Source organism: Nocardia sp. IFM 10818 (assembly GCF_054655275.1).
Genome location: NZ_BAAHJH010000001.1, coordinates 6733233 through 6752580 on the forward strand (window position 1 = coordinate 6733233; position 19348 = coordinate 6752580).

17 protein-coding genes and 1 pseudogene are annotated in these 19348 nt (G+C 68.2%); 4 read left to right on the forward strand and 14 right to left on the reverse strand.

Going from position 1 to position 19348, the window contains the following annotated elements; translation table 11 throughout:
* Window positions 1–67: 67 nt before the first annotated feature.
* Window positions 68–700 carry a TetR/AcrR family transcriptional regulator gene (locus ACYQ5L_RS31215; RefSeq protein WP_379200617.1) on the forward strand — a complete coding sequence of 211 codons (633 nt, stop codon included), beginning with the start codon at window positions 68–70 and terminating at the stop codon, window positions 698–700.
* Window positions 701–830: 130 nt separating this feature from the next.
* On the opposite strand, the gene ACYQ5L_RS31220 is transcribed toward ACYQ5L_RS31215, so the two are convergent.
* The 7 genes and pseudogenes from ACYQ5L_RS31220 to ACYQ5L_RS31250 all read right to left on the reverse strand — a co-directional run bounded on the left by ACYQ5L_RS31220 (window position 831) and on the right by ACYQ5L_RS31250 (window position 9288).
* Window positions 831–974, reverse strand: a complete 144-nt coding sequence (locus tag ACYQ5L_RS31220) for a hypothetical protein (protein ID WP_459961801.1) — start codon at window positions 972–974, stop codon at window positions 831–833.
* 97 nt (window positions 975–1071) lie between these two features.
* Window positions 1072–1878 carry a sirohydrochlorin chelatase gene (locus tag ACYQ5L_RS31225; protein WP_459961802.1) on the reverse strand — a complete coding sequence of 269 codons (807 nt, stop codon included), beginning with the start codon at window positions 1876–1878 and terminating at the stop codon, window positions 1072–1074.
* A gap of 296 nt (window positions 1879–2174) precedes the next feature.
* A pseudogene (locus ACYQ5L_RS31230) lies at window positions 2175–3320 on the reverse strand (uroporphyrinogen-III synthase); the annotation flags it as partial.
* Complete coding sequence (nirD, locus tag ACYQ5L_RS31235; protein ID WP_379200631.1) at window positions 3317–3709, reverse strand: nitrite reductase small subunit NirD; 393 nt, start codon at window positions 3707–3709, stop codon at window positions 3317–3319. The gene nirD and the pseudogene ACYQ5L_RS31230, both read right to left, overlap by 4 nt.
* Before the next feature lie 65 nt (window positions 3710–3774).
* Window positions 3775–6345 (reverse strand): nitrite reductase large subunit NirB, encoded by a 2571-nt coding sequence (nirB, locus tag ACYQ5L_RS31240; RefSeq protein WP_459961803.1) that lies wholly within the window; start codon window positions 6343–6345, stop codon window positions 3775–3777.
* 25 nt (window positions 6346–6370) lie between these two features.
* Window positions 6371–7828 carry a nitrate/nitrite transporter gene (locus ACYQ5L_RS31245; RefSeq protein WP_459961804.1) on the reverse strand — a complete coding sequence of 486 codons (1458 nt, stop codon included), beginning with the start codon at window positions 7826–7828 and terminating at the stop codon, window positions 6371–6373.
* A 311-nt stretch (window positions 7829–8139) separates the two neighbouring features.
* A complete protein-coding gene (locus tag ACYQ5L_RS31250; protein ID WP_459963595.1) occupies window positions 8140–9288 on the reverse strand; it encodes an MFS transporter in 1149 nt (382 codons plus the stop codon).
* A 206-nt stretch (window positions 9289–9494) separates the two neighbouring features.
* On the opposite strand from ACYQ5L_RS31250, the gene ACYQ5L_RS31255 reads away from it, so the two are divergent.
* Both ACYQ5L_RS31255 and ACYQ5L_RS31260 read left to right on the forward strand, forming a co-directional pair.
* Window positions 9495–10166, forward strand: coding sequence for a FadR/GntR family transcriptional regulator (locus ACYQ5L_RS31255; RefSeq protein WP_379200637.1), 672 nt, complete (start codon window positions 9495–9497; stop codon window positions 10164–10166).
* Window positions 10167–10366: 200 nt separating this feature from the next.
* A complete protein-coding gene (locus tag ACYQ5L_RS31260; protein WP_459961805.1) occupies window positions 10367–11833 on the forward strand; it encodes an MFS transporter in 1467 nt (488 codons plus the stop codon).
* Window positions 11834–11915: 82 nt separating this feature from the next.
* On the opposite strand, the gene ACYQ5L_RS31265 is transcribed toward ACYQ5L_RS31260, so the two are convergent.
* The 4 genes from ACYQ5L_RS31265 to ACYQ5L_RS31280 form a co-directional block, all read right to left on the reverse strand.
* On the reverse strand, window positions 11916–12767 hold the full coding sequence (locus tag ACYQ5L_RS31265; RefSeq protein ID WP_379200794.1) for a TIGR02569 family protein: 852 nt from the start codon (window positions 12765–12767) through the stop codon (window positions 11916–11918).
* A 151-nt stretch (window positions 12768–12918) separates the two neighbouring features.
* Entirely contained in the window at window positions 12919–13116 is a 198-nt protein-coding gene (locus ACYQ5L_RS31270) for a DUF4236 domain-containing protein (RefSeq protein WP_379200641.1), read from the reverse strand.
* A 78-nt stretch (window positions 13117–13194) separates the two neighbouring features.
* Entirely contained in the window at window positions 13195–14382 is a 1188-nt protein-coding gene (gene moeZ / locus ACYQ5L_RS31275) for an adenylyltransferase/sulfurtransferase MoeZ (protein ID WP_379200643.1), read from the reverse strand.
* A 117-nt stretch (window positions 14383–14499) separates the two neighbouring features.
* The gene (locus tag ACYQ5L_RS31280) at window positions 14500–15654 is read right to left on the reverse strand and encodes a DUF3152 domain-containing protein (protein ID WP_459961806.1); all 1155 of its coding nucleotides are present in this window, start codon (window positions 15652–15654) and stop codon (window positions 14500–14502) included.
* Window positions 15655–16013: 359 nt separating this feature from the next.
* On the opposite strand from ACYQ5L_RS31280, the gene ACYQ5L_RS31285 reads away from it, so the two are divergent.
* Window positions 16014–16679, forward strand: coding sequence for an HTH-type transcriptional activator FasR (locus ACYQ5L_RS31285; RefSeq protein WP_379200646.1), 666 nt, complete (start codon window positions 16014–16016; stop codon window positions 16677–16679).
* A gap of 185 nt (window positions 16680–16864) precedes the next feature.
* Here ACYQ5L_RS31285 and ACYQ5L_RS31290 read toward each other — a convergent pair whose 3' ends face one another.
* The 3 genes from ACYQ5L_RS31290 to ACYQ5L_RS31300 all read right to left on the reverse strand — a co-directional run bounded on the left by ACYQ5L_RS31290 (window position 16865) and on the right by ACYQ5L_RS31300 (window position 19096).
* Window positions 16865–17092, reverse strand: coding sequence for a DUF3107 domain-containing protein (locus tag ACYQ5L_RS31290; protein ID WP_379200648.1), 228 nt, complete (start codon window positions 17090–17092; stop codon window positions 16865–16867).
* 97 nt (window positions 17093–17189) lie between these two features.
* Entirely contained in the window at window positions 17190–17891 is a 702-nt protein-coding gene (locus ACYQ5L_RS31295; RefSeq protein ID WP_379200650.1) for a ferritin-like fold-containing protein, read from the reverse strand.
* Between the two features lie 170 nt (window positions 17892–18061).
* On the reverse strand, window positions 18062–19096 hold the full coding sequence (locus ACYQ5L_RS31300; protein WP_459961807.1) for an alpha/beta hydrolase: 1035 nt from the start codon (window positions 19094–19096) through the stop codon (window positions 18062–18064).
* Between the last annotated feature and the right edge of the window lie 252 nt (window positions 19097–19348).

Genomic DNA, 19348 nt, shown 5'->3' on the forward strand with positions numbered 1-19348 from the left:
TGGCACACACGCTAACACTCACTAGACACCGTGTCTAGTGAGTGAACGTACGTCTATTATCGACCTCATGCAGACCGAACAGGCTCCCGACGCCGGCCGGCGCACCTCCCTGCGCGACGAGCAGAAGCGACTCACCCGCAGCCGCCTCATCGAGGCCGCCAAACAGCTGTTCACCACCCAGGGCTACGCCCCCGTCCGCGTCGACGACATCGCCGCCGCCGTCGGTTGCAGCCGCGCCACGTTCTATCTGCACTTCACGGGTAAGCCGGATGTGCTGCGCGCCATCGCCGAACAGGGCACGCTGCCCAGCGTCCAGCACTTCTACGAGGACCTGGACCACGTGCTCGACACCGGATCACGCGAGGAATTCGCGGCCTGGATGCGCCGCGCCATCGAATGGTTCCAGGAGTACAAGGATCTGCTCCCGGCCTGGGACGAGGCCACCGCCCTCGAACCCGAATTCCGCGAGGTGGCGCGCGAGGGCATCATGTCCCTCCCGAATGTGATGACCTCGTACCTGTCCCGCTGGCCCGCCGACCGCCAGGAAGAGGCCCGCCTCCGCATCGAGCTACTGGTGGCTCAACTGGAACGCTTCTTCACCCGCTGGGCCATGCAGGGCACCATCGACGTCTCCGCCGAAGAGGCCGCCACCGTCCTCACCGACATCTGGTTCCCCGCCCTGCAAACCCCCGGAGCCTGACACCGGGTCGATCGACTCCCCTCAGCCGAGGGGCGTCGCCCACGCCCGCCCGAGCTCCCAGAATGCCCCGCAGCGCAACAATTTTCCCCTCGCTCACCGGCACCGGCCCTTGCGGACGTGTTCGATCTCGTCACCGCGGCCAGTTGCGATACATGTAGGGGTCGGTGCCGGACATGATGTGCTGGTCGGCGCGGCGGTCGGGCTCGCCGGCGTCGTAGGATCCGCCGGGCTGCGGGTCTAGGTTGCGCAGCCGGTCCAGGCGGCTTCGGATCACCGCCGATCGTTCTCGAATCTCTGTTCTCATTGCCCGAGCATGACGAACGGGCGGCCCACCGCGCCATTGAATTTCGCGGGGTGGGCCGCCCGTGCGGTCAGGCGACGCGGGCGGCGGTGAGGGTGCGGGCCGCGGTGCGGTAGCGGTCGGCGATGAGGCGGACCACGGCCGGGTGGACGCCGATGGGCTCGGCTACGCCGTCGGCGCCGGCCTCGTGCAGGCGTTCGTAGAACAGCCCGTGGGCCAGCAGGTACGAGGCGATGAAGACGCGCTCGGCGCCGGACTTGCGGGCTGCGGCAACGACTTCGGGGACGCGGGGTTCGCCGGTGGCGATGTAGGCCAGGCGGACCGGGGCGCCGATCTGCTCGGCCAGCATGCCGGTGGCGCGCTGAACATCCTGGCGCGCACGCGGATCGGAGGATCCGGCGGCGGCGAAGACCACCGCGTCGCCGGGCCGCCAGCCCGCGGCGCGCAGCCGCATGCGCATGATGGCGGCCAGCGCCGGATCCGGACCCATGGCCTGGGTGACCGCGACCGCCGGATGGGCACTCGCGGCCACCTCTCGCGGCACGTCCTGATAGACGTGGTAGCCGGAGGCCAGGAAGGCCGGGACCACCACGGCGGGAACGGGATCCAGATCGCTCAGCACCTCGGACGGGGACGGCCCGAGGACATCGACGAAGGCGGTGCGGACGCGGGGAGCGTCCGCTGCCAGGGTTTCACGCAACGGTGTCGATGCGGCCCCGAAAACGGCACCGGCACCTGTCTCGGGAGCGCCGAGCTCTCGGGCCGTGACGGGGGCGCCGAGCTCTCGGGCTACCGCCTCCGCGAGGGAGGCGATCATCTGGACGCCCCGGGTGCTCCTGGTGCCGTGGGCGACCAGGACCAGGGCCGGGGCGCTCACCACGCCCCCGCGACGGGGGCGGGGCGAACCGCGCGGACCGGGGAGCCGGAACCGGTGACCGGCGGCAGCTCGGCGGAGTGCTGCGCGCTCGCCGGGAAGACCGGGCGGGCGGGAGCATTCACGACGGGCAGGTCGGCGGGGTTGCGGGGCGGGAAGGCCGGACGGGCCGCACCGTTCCCGGGACCCCGGTCGGCCGGGCGAGCCGATGACGGCCGGGCGGGAATGTCCTGGCGGGCACCGAAACCCGTGGAGCGGGACGGGACCTGCCGGGCGGCGGGCGGAGGTTCCGGGTGCGGGTTGTCGATGCATTCGGCCGGGTCGAGGGCGAGGCGGTAGCCGCGCTTGACCACGGTCTGAATGGCCTTCGGCGTGCCCAGACCCGCGCGCAGGCGGGCGATGGCGGTTTCGACGGCATGGGTGTCGTCGCCCCCGCCGGGGAGGGCAGCGAGGAGGTCCTCCCGGGAGACCACGCGCCCGGGCTGCCGGGCGAGCGAGCGCATCAGGGCCATGGGCGCGGGCGCCAGCTGGCGCACCTGGCCGTCGACCACGACGCAGGCGCCGCGGACGCTGAGCACATGTCCGGCGGCCTGAATCCGGTTGGCGCGGCGCGGAAGTTCCTCGGCCACATGGCGGGCCAGCGCGCCCAGGCGGGCGCGGCCGGGCATGGAGGTGGCCACGCCGAGCTCCTCCAGCGGGGCCGCGGTGATCGGGCCGACGCAGGCGGCGAGCACGCGACCGCGCAAGGCGTGCAGCACCGCCTCCAGCAGGCCGGTCTCCTTGGCGCGCATCAGCAGCGAGGCCACGGCGGGCGCGGAAGTGAAGGTGACGCAGTCGATTCCAGCGGTGACGATGGCCTCGATGAGGCGGTCCATCGGCGTGCGATCCTCCGGCGGGATCCAGCGGTACACCGGAACGGGCACCACATCGGCTCCGGCGCAGCGCAGGACCTCGCAGAAGTCGGGGACCGGTTCCCATTCGGTGGTCGCGCCGTGCAACTGCACCGCGATCCGGACGCCCTCCACCCCTTGGGCGAGCAGGTGATCCAGCACCTCGGCGCTGGATTCCGAAGCGGGAGACCATTCCTCACGCAGTTCGGCGGCGCGGATGGCGCCCTTGGCCTTCGGGCCGCGGGCCAGCATCCGGGTGGAGCCGAGGGTATTGCGCAGGTCCTCGGCCAGGCCCCAGCCCTCGGCGGCCTCCATCCAGCCGCGGAAGCCGATACCGGTGGTGGCGACCGTGAGCTGCGGCGGATCCGTCACCAACTGCCGGGTGACGCGTTCGAGTTCGGTGTCATCGGCCAGCGGAATGATCCGGATGGCCGGGGCGGAGACGATATTCGCGCCGCGGCGCGCCAGCAGGGTGCCGAGTTCGTCGGCCCGGCGCGCGGCGGTGATGCCGACGGTGAAACCAGCAAGCGGGGTACCCGCATCGACCTCGGTCATGCCGAACCGCCAGGGAAGACCACGGGCTCGTTGGCCACCGCGACCACACCGTCCGCCACCCGCACCGCGTACACCGGCAGCGACCGGGTCTCATCGTCGAGGCAACGCCCGTCGATGAGCGAGAACGCCTGTTTGAGCAGCGGAGACGCCACCACGGGCACGCCGCCGCGGTCGCCGACGATGCCGCGCGACATGACCGCCGCCCGCCCGAAGGGATCGATATTGCCGACGGCGTAGAGGGTGCCGTCCGGGAGCAGGAACAGGGCCGCCTGCCGGCCACCCTTCAGCAGAACCGCCACGCCGCGGCCGGGAATCAGATAGTCCAGCCGGCAGGCCTGGGTCCAGCCGCTGATGCTGGTCGCGGTGCCGGGTGTGTCGATCACGGTCATCGGTAACTCTCCTCCGAACGCCTTACCTATTGGTACCGGCGTCCTGTTTCCAAGCGGTTAAGCAGTCATTTCCCGTGCGTGGCGGAAGTCGTGTCGGCGGTCACCGTGGCCGCGCCGACCGGGATCTCCGGGATGCCGAGCAGCACGGGCACCTTGCGCTCACCGCTCTCGTCGAATCCGATGGTCGGATCGGACTCCTCCGGCGCGTTCACGAAGGACACGAAGCGCGACAGCTTGCCCTCGTCCTCGAGCACGGCCGCCCACTCGTCCTTGTACCCGGCGACATGGCGAGCCATGGCCGCTTCCAGGTCCGCGGCAATGCCGAGGCTGTCCTCGCAGATGACCTGCTTCAGATAGTCGAGGCCGCCCTCCAGGGCCTCCTGCCACGGCGCGGTGCGCTGCAGCCGGTCGGCGGTGCGGACGTAGAACATCAGGTACCGGTCGATGTAGCGGATCAGCGTCTCGTCATCCAGATCGCCGGCCAGCAGCACCGCGTGCTTGGGGGTGAGGCCGCCATTGCCGCCCACGTACAGGTTCCAGCCGTGCTCGGTGGCGATGACGCCGACGTCCTTGCCGCGCGCCTCCGCGCACTCGCGCGCGCAGCCGGAGACGGCCAGCTTCAGCTTGTGCGGGGAACGCAGACCGCGGTAACGCTTTTCGAGCAGCACCGCCATGCCCACCGAATCCTGCTGGCCGTAGCGGCACCAGGTGGAGCCGACGCAGGACTTCACGGTGCGCAGCGACTTGCCGTAGGCGTGACCGGATTCCATGCCGGCGTCGACCAGCCGCTTCCAGATCAGCGGCAGCTGCTCCACCCGGGCGCCGAACAGGTCGATGCGCTGACCGCCGGTGACCTTCACGTACAGGTCGAATTCCTTGGCCACCTCACCGATGGTGATGAGCTGCTCGGCGGTCACCTCACCGCCGGGCATGCGCGGCACCACCGAATAGGTGCCGTTCTTCTGCATGTTCGCCAGGAAGTGGTCATTGGTGTCCTGCAGCGCGGCCTGCTCGCCGTCCAGGATGTGATCGCTGGAGGTGGACGCCAGGATGGAGGCCACCGTCGGCTTGCAGATATCGCAGCCGGATCCCTTGCCGTACTTGGCGATCAGCTCCGAGAACTTGCGGATGCCGGTGGACTGCACAATGTGGAACAGCTCGGCGCGCGACTGCGAGAAGTGCTCGCACAGCGACTTGGAGACCGCCACGCCCGACTGCTCCAGCAGCTTCTTGAGCATGGGAACGCAACCGCCGCAGGAGGTTCCGGCATTGGTGCAGCTCTTGATGGCGGGCACGTCGCAGGCGCCCTCGGCGATGGCGCCGCAGATGGAGCCCTTGGAAACATTGTTGCAGGAGCAGATCTGGGCGTCGTCGGGCAGCGCGTCCGCGCCCAGCTCCGCACCGGCCGGGGAGATCAGCGCGGCCGGATCCGCCGGCAGCGGGCGGCCGACCAGCGGGCGCAGCGCCGAGTACTGGGTGGCGTCGCCGACCAGGATGCCGCCGAGCAGGGTCTGCGCGTCATCGGAGACGACGAGTTTGGCATAGGTGCCCTTGGCGGCGTCGTGCAGCACGACCGAGAGCGCGCCCTCGGTGGCGCCGTGCGCGTCACCGAAGCTGGCCACGTCCACGCCGAGCAGCTTCAGCTTGGTGGACAGATCCGCGCCCGGGAATTCGCCCGCGCCGCCGAGCAGCCGGTCGGCGACGACCTCGGCGGTGCTGTAGCCGGGGGCGACCAGGCCGTAGCACACGCCCTCGACCGCGGCGACCTCACCGATGGCGTAGATGTTCGGGTCCGAGGTCTGCAGGCCCAGGTCGGTGATGACGCCGCCGCGCGGGCCGACCTCCAGCCCCGCGCTGCGGGCGATTTCGTCCCGGGGCCGCACGCCGGCGGCGAAAACCACTAGGGCGGCGCGCAATTCGCGCTCATCGGACAGGGTGACCTTGAGCCGCTCCGCGGGGGCCGCGCCCTCCACGCTCTCGATGGAGGAGGTGCCGACGCCGGTGTGCACGTGCAGGCCCAGCTGGGTGACCAGCGATTCCAGGATCGCGCCGCCGCCCTCGTCCACCTGCACGGGCATCAGCCGCGGCGCGAACTCGACCACGTGCGGGGTCATGCCCAGCAGCCGCAGCGCGTTCGCGGCCTCCAGGCCGAGCAGACCGCCGCCGACCACGATGCCGACCGCGCCCGGACCGGCGGCCTCGGCCGCGGCGCGGATGCCGTCGAGATCGTCGAGGGTGCGATAGACGAAGTTGCCCTCCAGATCGTGGCCCGGCACCGGCGGCACGAAGGCGTACGAGCCGGTCGCGAGAACCAATGCGTCGTAACCGATCACGTCACCGGTGGAGGTGGTGACCTTGCGGGCGGCCTTGTCGATGGCTTCGGCCTTCACGCCCAGCCGCACCTCGACCAGGTCGTCGCCCTCGTACTCATTGCCCGGCAGCGCCAGCGCGGAGGTCTCCCAGACGCCGACGTAGGACGACAGCCCCACGCGGTCGTAGGCGGGCAGCTTCTCCTCGCTGAGGACGATGACCTGCCAGGCGCCGGCCTCGTCGCGGGAGCGCAGCGCCTCGACGAAGCGGTGGCCGACCATGCCGTGGCCGATCACCACCGCGGTCCTGCGTTCGGTGTGGGTCATGACAGTCCCTTTCCTGGATGGCGGGTCAGGCTCGCGCCGTGGACGAGGCAGAGGTGGCTTCGGCTTCCAGCACCAGGGCTTCGGCCTCGACGACGACGTCGGAGTCGGTGACCCCGGCCGCGCTCGGGCGGCGCAGGAAGACGGTGAAGCAGACGGCGGCGCAAACCACGTAGAAGGTGGTGAACACCCAGAAGGCGGTGGTGGCGGAGGCGGTGCTCGCGTAGGAGGAGCGCAGCATCAGGTTGATGCCGACGCCGCCCAGCGCGCCGATGGCGCCGACGAAGCCGATGAGCGCACCGGAGGTGTTCTGCGCCCAGGCCGCGCGGGTCTTCGAATCACCGGGCAGGCTGCGGGATTTCGCCTCGAACACCGACGGGATGATCTTGGTGACCGCGCCGTTGGCGATACCGGAGATGACGAACAGGGCGATGAATCCGGCGATCAGCAGGCCCAGCACCGCACCGGTGGGGCGGCCGGCGGCATCACCGAGGGTGGACGCCGTCGCCACGATCGCGGCGGCGGTGGTCATGGCGCCGAACATGTACAGGGTGACCCGGCTGCCGCCGATACGGTCGGCCCACTTGCCGCCGTACGGGCGGGCCAGCGAACCCAGCAGCGGGCCGATGAAGGCGATGGATGCGGCGTGCAGGGCCGCCTCGGCGGCGGTGGCGCCACCGGCCTTGAAGTTGATCTGCAGCACCTGGCCGAAGGCGAAGCTGTAGCCGATGAAGGAACCGAAGGTGCCGATGTAGAGGAAGGCGATGGCCCAGGACTGCGGGACCTTCAGCGCCGTGATCATGAAGGACAGATCGGCCTTCTGATTGCGGACATTGTCCATGAACAGCGCCGCGCCGGTCGCCGCCACCACGATGAGCACCAGGTAGACCGCGCACACCACCGAGGCATTGCCGTAGGCGTTGCCCAGGGCGGCGATGACCGCCAAGCCGATCAGCTGGATCACCGGGACGCCGATATTGCCGCCGCCCGCGTTCAGGCCCAGCGCCCAGCCCTTGAGCCGCTGCGGGTAGAAGACATTGATATTGGACATCGACGAGGAGAAGTTGCCGCCGCCCAGGCCCGCGAAGGCCGCCACGATCAGGAAGGTCGTGTACGAGGTGCCGGGCTGGTTGATGAAGTACAGCGTCAGCAGCGTCGGGACCAGCAGCGCCAGCGCGCTGAAGATGGTCCAGTTCCGGCCGCCGAACTTGGCGGTCGCGACGGTGTAGGGAATGCGCATGAAACCGCCGACCAGGGTCGGCACCGCGCCCAGGAAGAACTTGCCCGCGGTGTCGATGCCGAAGACATCGGCCGGCATGAACAGCACCATGACCGACCAGATCGACCACACCGAGAAGCCGATGTGCTCGGCGAACACCGACCAGATCAGATTGCGGCGAGCAATGTGCTTACCACCGGCTTCCCATGCCTCGGTGTCCTCGGCATCCCAGTGTTCGATGTCGCGATTGCGCGTCAGCAACTTCAACTCGGCCCTCCTGAAATCTGGATGACCTCAAGGTAGGAAACCGGTATTGCCGCAATGCTGCGCGAAATGTCCGGCAAATCAACGGTTGCTCACGAATCACGGAGAAACGCCGTGAGAATCGGCCGTATGTTTCAACCATGTGACACAACGGTTTCCGTTGGTCACCAAACGCCCGATCGCGATCGAGACAGCCGTGAGGTGAGGTATTCGCCACACAGCATGGCGAATACCTCACCGTTCGGCAACTCCAACAGTGATTCAAAACCCCCTGCGCCCGTCGCGCGAAGCGCGCCGGGCGCGAGATTTCAGAGTCACCAAGTGTCCTCGAGCATCTGCGGCTTGCACGCCAGCCAGGCGCCGCCGAGCATGACGAAGACCGCGACCACGAGGAATCCGAAGGGGGCCAGCCAACCTCCGGTCATCGTGTGCAGCGCGCCGAACAGCAGCGGACCGACGCATGCCACGGTGTAGCCGACGCCCTGGGTGAAACCGGACAGCGCGGCCGAACCGGCGCCCGTGCGGGTGCGCATATTGATCAGCGTCAGCGCCATCGGGAAGGTCGACGGGCCCAGGCCCAGCAACAGCACCCAGACCAGCGGCGCGCTCATGGGAGCGATGAGGATTCCGGCGAAACCGACGAAGTAGCAGAGCGCACAACCGATCACGACCGGGAACGGATTCCGCATCCGGCTCACCACCACCGGCGCCGACAGCGCGGCCACCAGACCGATGAGCGCGAAGATGCCGACCATGCTGCCACCGAAGGACGCGCTGGCCCCGGCGTCGGAGAAGATCGTCGGCATCCAGGTGAACAGCGAATAGGTAATGAGCGAGGTCATGCCGAACATGAGGGCCATGCCCCAGGCCAGCGGCGACCGCCATGCCTTGCCCGCGGCCTCGGCGGGCTCGGCCGGCAGGTCGGTGGTGTCCACCCGGGCGTGATCACGCCGGATGCGCAGCACGCCCAGCCACGGCAGCGCCGCCGCGGCGGCCAGCACCGCCCACATGCCCAGCGAGAACCGCCAGCCGTGCGCGTCCGCGACCGGTACCGCGATCATGGCCGGAATGACCGTGCCCAGCTGCACCATGAGGATGTAGACCGAGCTGAGGATGGCCAGCCGATCGGAGAAGTAGCGCTTCACCAGCGGCGGGATCACCACATTGCCGATGCCCATACCGGTCAGCGCCAGCGCCGAGAAGGCAAGCAGCTCCCAGGTATTCGGGACGACGGCGCGCACGGCGGTGCCGAAGGCGGTCATCACCATGGCGATGAGCACGGTCATCTCCAGGCCGAATCCGCGAGCCAGGATCGGGGTCAGCAGGCCGGCGATGGCGAACATGGCGGTGGGCAGCATGCCGAACACGCCGACGACGGCGATGGAGTACCCCATGTCCGAGCCGATCTCGGCGGCCAGCGGGGTGAAGGCGGTGACGGCGACACGCAGGGTGAGGGCCGACATGACAATGGCGGCGAGTACCAGCAGGCGGCCCTCGAGCAGGGATCGCTTCCGGTCGCGCCGCAGGTCGACGAGGGACTTCTGCCGGGCGGCAGAAGAAAGGCCCCGGTCGGGGGCCAGCTGGTCATTCGTCGTCACAGTCACCCAGAAATCATAGGATGACCCGATGATGTGATGCAAAGAATGTGAGGCACGGTACGCTGTCAGGCGTGCAACCAGTCCGGCGCACGAGCCTCATCGCCCAGGTGACCGAGCAGCTTCGTGCCGAAATACGCTCCGGCCGTTGGGCCGTCGGCTCACGAATCCCCACCGAGCCCGAGCTCACCGAGCTCACCGGGACCGGCCGCAATACCGTGCGCGAGGCCGTGCAGGCGCTCGTGCACGCGGGCATGCTGGAGCGCCGCCAGGGCTCGGGCACCTACGTGATCTCGACCTCCACCCTCGGCGGCACCCTCACCGAGTACTTCGCCGACGCTCAGCAGCGCGATCTGCTCGAGCTGCGCCAGGCCCTCGACACCACCGCCGCCGCGCTGGCCGCGCAACGCCGCGACGATGTCGACATCGCCAACCTGGAGCAACTGCTCGAGGCCCGCCGGCGGGCCTGGGACGACGACCTCGAGACCGCCATCACCGCCGATGTGCAACTGCACCGCGCCATCGTGGTCGCGAGCCACAATGCCGTGTATCTCGAGTTCTACGATTCGCTGCTGCCCGTCATCGAAGCCGGCATCCGGGCCCGCTCCGAGAAGGCCGGCGAGGCCTACCACGCCGAGCACATCGAACTGGTGCAAGCTGTCATCGCGGGTGATTCGGAACGCGCGGCCCGCACCGCCAGTTGCTTCTTCGGCTCGCTGATCGCCGAATATCCGGACACACGATAAATCTTCCGGGTAACCGAAAGGTCACCACGGCGCGTCGCGAAGCGTGAGCCGGAATTACCTCGCTCGTCACCCAATGCCATGTCGGCGTAATCACAGCTTCGTACGGTGGTACGCGACCGCAGGCACCGTCCCGCAACTCCTTACGCGAGTACGGAACGCCACGATGAGGACGGTCGCACCGCTCGAGAGGAACGCTGCTCATGGCAACGGTTGAGGCGCCGACGAAGGCATTCGAATACCAGAAACGCGGCCGGTGGATCGATCACTGGGAGCCGGACAACAACGAATTCTGGGAAAACGGAGGTAAACAGACAGCCCGCAAAAATCTGATATTTTCCGTATTCGCAGAAAATCTCGGGTTCAGCGTCTGGGTGATCTGGGGCAGCATCGTCACCGCCATGGGCGCGGCCGGATTCCCGTTCCTCGAAGGGCTCGGCAAGGGCAATCCGACCGCGGTCAGCAATGCCCTGCTGCTGACCTCGACCCCCACCCTGGTCGGCGCGGCCCTGCGCATCCCCTACACCTTCGCCATTCCCAAGTTCGGCGGGCGCGCGTTCACCATGTTCAGCGCGGCCATGCTGCTGGTGCCCACCCTGGGCATCGCATTCTTCGTCAACCAGCCCGGCACGCCCATGTGGGTCTTCGTGCTGCTGGCCGCGGTAGCGGGCGTCGGCGGCGGCAACTTCTCCTCGTCCATGTCCAATATCAACTTCTTCTTCCCCGAGGGGAAAAAGGGTGCGGCCCTTGGCATCAACGCCGCCGGCGGCAATCTCGGCGTCGCGCAGACGCAGCTGTTCGTGCCGCTGATCATCACCCTGGGCACGCACATCCTGGCCAAGGACGCGGCGGGATACCGCTTCGGCATCACCCTCGCCGTGCTGGTGTGGATTCCGTTCATCCTGGTCGCCATGTTCGGCGCGCTGCGGTACATGGACTCGCTCTCCAGCGCCAAGGCCGACGGCAAGTCCTACAAGCTGGCGCTGGCCAACCGCCACACCTGGGTGATGTCGGTGCTCTACATCGGCACCTTCGGCTCCTTCATCGGCTTCTCCTTCGCCTTCCCGACGCTGCTCAAGGCCAACTTCCCGGATATGGCGAAGATCGGCTGGATGAGCACGCTGGGCAATCTCGCCTTCCTCGGCGCGCTGGTCGGGTCCTTCAGCCGTCCGTTCGGCGGTCTGGTGTCCGACAAGGTCGGCGGGGCCAAGATCACGTTGTATGTGTTCGGCGGCATGTCGGTGGCGACGCTGCTGATCGTCGCGGCCTTGGCGGCCAAGAGCTTCCCGCTCTACCTGACCGCGTTCCTGCTGCTGTTCGTCCTCACCGGCATCGGCAACGGGTCCACCTACCGGATGATCCCCATGATCTTCTCCGCCGAGGCCCGGCGCTACGCCTCCGAGCACGGTGAGGACATCTCCGAGGCGCTGGCCTCGGCCAAGCGTCAGGCGGGTGCGGCCATCGGCGTCATCGGCGCGGTCGGCGCTTCGGGCGGGTGGCTGGTGCAGCAGGCGCTGCGCCTGTCCAACATCAACTTCAAGAGCATGGATCCGGCCTTCTTCGCCTACTCCGGTATCTTCCTCGCTATGGCGGTGGCGACCTGGTGGTTCTACCTGCGGTCGTCGTTCGCGGTGCAGCGCGTGCCGTCGTTGGCCTACGCCAACGTCTAGATCCCCCTGCAAGGGAAAGCCTGTCGCGCCGAGTGGACTCGTTCACTCGGCGCGACAGTCGTTTTCGGCGGGCACTGCCCGGCTAGAGAATCAGGCGCACCATATCGGCGGTGCGGGCCAGGCCCGGGAAGGCCTCGGGCGTCGATCGCGGATGCAGGGCGTGCACCGCGAGCCGGAACATGACCGCGCGCACCAGCATCTGCGGCCACTCGGGCAGATCGCCCCAGCGCTCCAGCAGGCCGTCGTCCGCGCCGCCCCAGGACAGCGCGTCCACCACGATGACCGCCGCCGCCCATGGCGCGGGCCGCCAATACGGGGTGATATCGGTGAGCCCCGGCGCGAAAGTCCCCGAGAACAGCACGGTTCCGAACAGATCGCCGTGCACCAGCTGCGACGGCGAGGTCACCGGCTTCCGCAGCGTCGACAGCTGCGTGATCATGTGCAGGCTGCGATCCCCGTCCGGCGAGGTCGCCGGCAGCATGCCCCCCAGCTTGAGGCTGCGCAATGGCACCGCCTCCCAGGCCGCCCGATCCGCGGCCGCGAACACGTCCACATCCACCCAGGGCGCGATCGGCGGCTGCGATAGGAACCGCGGCCGCTCCAGCTGCGCCGTCACCTGATGTAGTCGCAGCGAGACCGACACCACCTCGTCGTGCCGCGGCTCCGGCGTGCCCTCCAGATAGGTATCCGCCCGCCACCCCGACACCACGTACCGCCCATCGGTGGCCCGCACCGGCCGCGCCAGCCGCAATCCGTCCACCCGCAGGTTCTCCCGCACCTTGGCCGACCAGGCGGCCCGCGCATGATCGGTGACGGGACTCAGCACCACATCCCCGCACCGCCACCCGCCATCCCAGTTCCCCAGCGGAACCGGCGCTTCCTCGCGCAACCCGAAGGTCGCCCGCACATGCTCGGGAGGTTCCACAGCAGTCATGGTCACGCGCGTACGGTACCGCTGTCCCCGTTTTCGAATGAGAAGCCACACCGAGAAACCGGCAGGTCGGCGGGCCAACCTCGGAGCCGGAACCAATGCCGGACAGCCCCACCGTTATTGGGGGCCGATCGGCGTGGCGGCGCCGCGTGCGTCAGCGACGACGCCTCGTGCGGGTGCGCCGCCAGCCGAACGGGCCCGGCAGATCCATCGAGGTCGTATTGCGGCCGGTGCTGCTGCGGGTGTGGCGCGGACCGTGCTTGCCGCCGTAGGTGATCGACCACGAGCCCTTGCCGATATTGAGCCGGACGCCGGGGAAGATCGGGATGCTCTTGCGGAACGTGAGGGGCATTGATTCCTCCTTACCTCGTAGCCGAGGTACCCGCTGGGCGCCGACGAATGCATCGGCGGCCCAGCGGGTTCGGGAGAATCAGTAGACCGGCAGCGAGGGATCGACCTGATTGGCCCAGGCGATGATGCCGCCCTGCAAATGAGTGGCGTCGGAGAAGCCCGCGTTCTTCAGGGCGGCGAGGGCCTCCGCGGAACGGATTCCGGTCTTGCAGTGCAGCACGATCGGGGTGTTCTGCGGGAGTTCGGCCAGGGCTTCACCGGTGAGAATACGGTCCTTGGGGATCAACGTCGCGCCGTCGATGCGGACGATGTCCCATTCCACCGGTTCCCGGACGTCGATGATGGCGACCGGCTTGCCGGCGTCGAGCATCTCCTTCAGCTCGCGCGCGGTGACCGTGGAGCCGATGGCGGCGGCCTGGCCCTCCTCGGAGACCACACCGCAGAAGGCGTCGTAGTCGATCAGCTCGGTGATGGGCTGACGCTCGGGATCGCGGCGCAGCTTGATCGTCCGGTAGGTCATGTCGAGTGCGTCGTAGACCATCAGACGGCCCAGCAGCGGGTCGCCGATGCCGGTGATGAGCTTGATGGCCTCGGTGACCATGATCGAGCCGATGGAGGCGCACAGCACGCCCAGCACGCCGCCCTCGGCGCAGGAGGGGACCATGCCCGGCGGCGGGGCCTCGGGGTAGAGGTCGCGGTAGTTGATGCCGCGGCCGTCGGGGGCGTCCTCCCAGAAGACGGAGACCTGGCCCTCGAATCGATAGATGGAACCCCAGACGTACGGCTTGCCGGCCAGCACCGCCGCGTCGTTGACGAGGTAGCGGGTGGCGAAATTGTCGGTGCCGTCGACAATCAGGTCGTAGCGGGAGAACAGCTCGATGGCATTGTCGGGCTCGAGGCGAATCTTGTGCAGTTCCACGGTGATTCCGGAGTTGATCTCCAGAATGGAATCGCGCGCGGAATCGGCCTTGGAGCGGCCGATATCGGATTCGCCGTGAATGATCTGGCGCTGCAGGTTGGAGGCGTCGACCTCGTCGAATTCGACGATGCCGAGCGTGCCGACGCCGGCGGCGGCCAGATAGAGCAGCGCCGGGGAGCCGAGGCCGCCGGCGCCGATGACCAGCACTCGGGCATTCTTCAGGCGTTTCTGCCCGTCGACCCCGAGATCGGGAATGATCAGGTGGCGGCTGTAGCGGGCGACCTCGTCCCGGGTCAGCTCCGCGGCCGGCTCCACCAGGGGCGGCAGGGACTGATGCGTTGCTGTCACGACTTGCGGACTCCTCAATCGAATTCGCCGATTACTCGCGGCCACAGATGCAACACCGCGGATCGGAGCGTTCTTCCCCAAGCGTAGGCGTCGATCGCTGCCCGAATACGGGCAGGGCTAGCCGCGCGGGTAGGGCCAGGGGTTGAAGCGGCATTCGCGGGAATCCATCGGCACCACGCCGTGCGGGTCCAGGGCCGCGATCTCGCTGTTCTTCGTGCCGAAGGTCTGCTGCATCATCACCGGCGCGAGGCCGCCGTCGGATTCGCACGGCTGGTGCTCGTGGTAGCCGATGGCGTGCCCGACCTCGTGGTTGATCTGATACTGGCGGTAGGAGCCGATATCCCCTTCGAAGGACAGCGCGCCGCGCACCCAGCGCGCCTCGGAGAGCACCACCCGGCCGAGATCGGCGTTGTAGCAGGACGAGTCGATGGGAATCTCGAACCCGCACACGGTGCGAGTGGTTTGCCGGGAAGTCAGAGAGATGCGGAAATCCGGATCGCCGGCGTCGACACGCCGGAAGGCGAAACGCGAATCCTGTGTCCAGCTCTTGGGATTGGAGAGCGTCGCGTCGACCATGCGGACCACCGAGGGATCACCGCCGTAGGTGGACGTATCGACGCCGTCCTCGATCTCGACCGTGTAGGTGAAGATGTGCTCGGTGCCGGCGCCCACCTGTCCGGTGCCGCCCGGCAGCACGTGCCAGGCGCCGGTCCCCGCCTCGGTGAACGGCCCGCCCTCGGGCACCGTCCCGGTCGGAAGATCCGCGGCGAACTTGCCATCCCCCTTCGGCGGGCCGCCGAGGATGCCCGTCGTGCCCGCGCTGTCGCTCAGATGGCCGAATCCGGGCACTCCGGCCACGGACTGTCCTCCGCCGCGCAGGGCGTCCACCGCCACCAGCACCGTCACTACCAGCAGCACCGGCAGCGCGTAGGCCCGCCAGCCGTAGGTGGAGACGAACCGTCCCAGCGCGCTCTGCTTCTTGGTTTCCCGGTCGGGTCGTTGCCGGACCCGGGCGTCCTCGGGTGGTGCGGTGGGGTCCCAGCGCGCCCGGAGCGGCTGATACGGCTGCGGCCGCCGGTCACCGGAGGTGGCGGGGAGCCCGGCGGGGCCGGTCCGCGATCCGTCGTTCTCGGTGTACAGACCGAGCGGATCGTAGATCGGCCCGCTGGGTCTCCCGCGGCGCTTGGAACCGGCGGCACGCGGCGCGCCTGCGCCCACGGGGCGGCGTGAATCGCGCCCGCCGGAAGATCTGCCCCCATGGTCGGTCACCAATCAAGACTCTCACAGAGTGGACGGGCGCACTCGGGGGCCGGGGTCGCGGCCGTATTCGGCGGGGGCCGGGCCGGGGCGCGACCCCTATTGCTCGGAGATAACCCCTATAGATAGCGACAGATCTCACAAATCGGGATTAGAGTTCCACTTCTGTGATCCGGCTCGCATAATCGACGGAGCGATCACACGGTCCGGATCGATCTCCGATCCGGCGCCGATCGATACATCCAGTGCTGATCGGCAACATCCAGCACACCAAAATTCGGAACCTGGATCGGCATCGGCACCCCGAACGAGTATCGTTCGGTGGATACCCGGTGACATCCTTCCCGCCGGGAATCGACTGGGAGATTCGGACAATGACAGACCTCGTGGACCGGATGAGCGCGCACCGCACGTCATCCGAGGCCATGGCGCCGAGCAAGCGCGGCACCCGCCTGCCCCGCGAGGCGCGCCGTGCTCAGCTACTCGCGGCGGCCGGCGAAGTCTTCGTGCTACGCGGCTACCACGCCGCCGGCATGGACGAGATCTCGCAATGCGCCGGGGTCAGCAAACCCGTGCTGTACCAGCACTTCTCGAGCAAGCTCGAGCTGTACCTCGCCGTCCTGCAGAACTATGTCGACGCCCTGGTGTCGAGCGTGCGGCAGGCGCTGCGCTCCACCACCGACAACAAGCAGCGCGTGAAGGCCGCCGTCCAGGCGTATTTCGACTTCGTGGATCACGAAACCCAGGGATTCCGACTGGTTTTCGAATCCGATCTCACCAATGAGCCGCAGGTGCAGCGGCGCGTGGAACAGGCCACCGAGGCGTGCGTGGACGCGGTATTCGATCTCGTCGCGCACGATTCCGGTTTGGATCCCTACCGCGCCCGCGTGCTCGCCGTGGGACTCGTCGGCGCGAGCCAGTTCAGCGCGCGCTATTGGCTGGAGGCCGACCGGCCGATTCCCAAGGAAGAGGCGGTCGACACCACTGTCGCATTGTGCTGGGGCGGCCTGAAGCACGTCCCGCTGCACCCCATCGATTGATCGACAAAGTCAAAAAATTGCCCCGCCGAGTAGTAACTCGGCGGGGCAATTATTTTGTGGGGGTGGGGGCAAAGCCCCGTCGCCTCCAGGGTTTGGGGCGAAGCCCCCGTTGCCTCCGAGGTTTGGGGCGAAGCCCCGCTGCCTCTTGGGGTTTCAGGGGCGAAGCCCCTGAGAGTTCAGAGAGTTCAGACAGCCGCGAAACCCACGCGGCCGGAGGACGGGGTGCCGATCTCGACGTAGGCGACCTTGCTGGCCTGGATGAGGTACTTGCGGCCCTTCTCGTCGGTGAGCGCCACGACGCCGGCCTCACCCGTGAGCGCACCGGTAACCAGCGCCTCGACCTCGTCAGGGGTCTGCGAGCTGTTGATGATCAGCTCACGCGGGCTATCCGAAATACCGATCTTGACCTCCACGGCCAACCTCCGAACCTAGAGTCCTGTGCTGTCCCCGCCAACGCTAGCGCAGCGGCGCAACCCGCCGGCGGTCAGCGCCTGCGCTGTCAGCGAACAGCTAGCCCAGACCCAGCACCCGCATCCGCTCGGCGTGGCTGTCCTGCATGTGCTCGAACAGCGTCGCGATGCCGTTCAGGTCGCCGGTCGCGGTCAGCACCAGCTCGGTCAGCTCGTCGCGCTGCGCCATGACGTACTGCGCCTGCGTGATCGCCTCGCCCAGCAGCCGCCGGCCCCACAGCGTGAGCCGGTCGCGCTCGGAGCGATTGGCGGCCACGGCGCCGCGCACCTCCTCGATCACGAACTCGGAGTAGTCGGTCTCGGCCAGCACATCGCGCACCACGGCGGCGACCTCGGGAGTCAGGGCGCCGGCGATCTCGGTGTAGAAGTCGGCGGCGATGCCGTCGCCGACGTAGAACTTGACCATCGACTCCAGCCAGGTGGAGGGGTCGGTGGAGGCGTGATAGGCGTCGAGGGCGCGCACGAACGGGGCCATGGCGTCGAAGACGTCGATACCGCGGCCGGCGAGCGCCTGCTCGAGGGTCTGGAAATGCTCCATCTCATTGGCGGCCATCTTGGCGACCGAGACTTTCCCGCGCAGCGTCGGCGAGAGCTTCGCCTCCTCGGTGAGGCGGTAGAAGGCCGAGATCTCACCGTAGGCGAGCACGGCGAACAGGTCGGTGACTCCCGGATTGTCGGCGGCGATCCGGCCGTCGGCGGACTCCGACGCGGCGCCCAGCGCGAATGACGAGTTTGCTCCCATAGGTCTCCACCCTAGCCCGCAACCGTGAACCGCATTCACCCATCGGCGAACCAATCGGTGACGCCCCCTCGATCGGCATGTAATTCGTTGCGGCACAAAATACTTCATGATCAACCGGGCGACTCGTGGCTACCGGCGCGAAAACTCCGTTCCCGAATGCGAACGTGTGATCAGGCGAGATCGCGCAGGAATTTGTCCAGGTAGGTCCACGTGGTTTCGCGGGCGGTGAGAATGCCGAGGTGAGAGCCGGGTGCGGTCTCGTATCGCACCTCCGGGGCTCCGGTCAGCGTTTTCAGGCCGTGTTTCACGGCTGCGGCCGCGGTGATCACGTCGTTGGGGCCGCCGACCAAGAGCACCGGCACATTCACATCGGCCAGGGCGATGCGGCGCTCACCCAGATGCACGACGCCCTTGCCGATGTCGTTGTTGAGCATGAAGCGGCCCCACAACTGGTTGTAGAAGCGGCCCGGATAGCCGGGCAGCGAATTCTGGAACCGGTCAATGGTCTCCATGCGCGCCAGCGTCGCGGTGTCGGCGAGATTGCTCGCAATGAAGAAGGGGCGCTTGATCTCTCGATCCCAGGCGGTGGCGCGGTAGGCGAAACGGGTGAGCTGCGCGGAGACCCCGCCCACCGCGCGGATGGCGGCGGTGGCGGTGCGGCCGCCGTCCAGGCGGGTGAGCCGGCGCAGTTCCTTGACGCCGAGCATGTGGTCGTAGCTCAGCGGGGCGCCGACGGCGGTGATGGATCGAATCGGCAGGGTCGGATCGGCCGCGGCGGTGAGCAGTTCCAGCACGCCGCCGATGGACCAGCCCACCAGATCCACCGGACGGCCGCCGCGATCGGCCGACACCTGGCGAATGGCCTCGGGCAGGATGTCGTCGATCCAGGTCTCGAAGCCCATGCGGCGGTCGTCGAAGGTGATGTCGCCGTAGTCGACTAGATAGGGCGCGCGGCCGACCTCCAACAGGAAGCGGGCCATGGACAGGTCCGGGCGCAGATCGAAGCAGAAGGCGGGCGCGGCCAGCGGCGGCACCAGCAGCACGGCCTCGGCGTCCTCCGCCGCTCCGTCATAGCGGCTCAGCAGGCGGTGCGGCGCCTCCGACAGTACGGTCGAGGGGGTGGGTTCGGGCGCCTCGATGCCGTCGCCGAAAGTCAGGGCCCACGCATTGCGCGCGGCGGTGGTCACGGTGTCTGCCAAGCTCACCCGCACAACTTCGCATATCCCGATACAGGTTGTAACAGGTATGTGAGCAATCCAACTCGGTGACCGGCCGCGCATACCGCGCGCGTGACCCAATTGCGATGCGGCGCAGTCCTTAACGACGCTGCTAAACCGAGCGCCCGGCCGGCGGCGCCCGCCCGGCACCGCGCCTACCAGCGCAATAACGCCCGCCATTAACGGTGGCGAAAACAGGGCGAAGGGCGTATGACGCTACAATCTCCCCGGGCAGTGGAA

What these genes read in the sequence shown, in the direction of transcription:
- ACYQ5L_RS31260 (WP_459961805.1), top strand. Translation starts at nt 10,367, where the DNA reads ATGGCAACGGTTGAGGCGCCGACGAAGGCATTCGAATACCAGAAACGC.
- ACYQ5L_RS31285 (WP_379200646.1), top strand. Translation starts at nt 16,014, where the DNA reads ATGACAGACCTCGTGGACCGGATGAGCGCGCACCGCACGTCATCCGAG.
- ACYQ5L_RS31250 (WP_459963595.1), bottom strand. Translation starts at nt 9,288, where the DNA reads ATGTCGGCCCTCACCCTGCGTGTCGCCGTCACCGCCTTCACCCCGCTG.
- ACYQ5L_RS31270 (WP_379200641.1), bottom strand. Translation starts at nt 13,116, where the DNA reads ATGCCCCTCACGTTCCGCAAGAGCATCCCGATCTTCCCCGGCGTCCGG.
- ACYQ5L_RS31295 (WP_379200650.1), bottom strand. Translation starts at nt 17,891, where the DNA reads ATGGGAGCAAACTCGTCATTCGCGCTGGGCGCCGCGTCGGAGTCCGCC.
- ACYQ5L_RS31215 (WP_379200617.1), top strand. Translation starts at nt 68, where the DNA reads ATGCAGACCGAACAGGCTCCCGACGCCGGCCGGCGCACCTCCCTGCGC.
- nirD (WP_379200631.1), bottom strand. Translation starts at nt 3,709, where the DNA reads ATGACCGTGATCGACACACCCGGCACCGCGACCAGCATCAGCGGCTGG.
- ACYQ5L_RS31265 (WP_379200794.1), bottom strand. Translation starts at nt 12,767, where the DNA reads ATGACTGCTGTGGAACCTCCCGAGCATGTGCGGGCGACCTTCGGGTTG.
- nirB (WP_459961803.1), bottom strand. Translation starts at nt 6,345, where the DNA reads ATGACCCACACCGAACGCAGGACCGCGGTGGTGATCGGCCACGGCATG.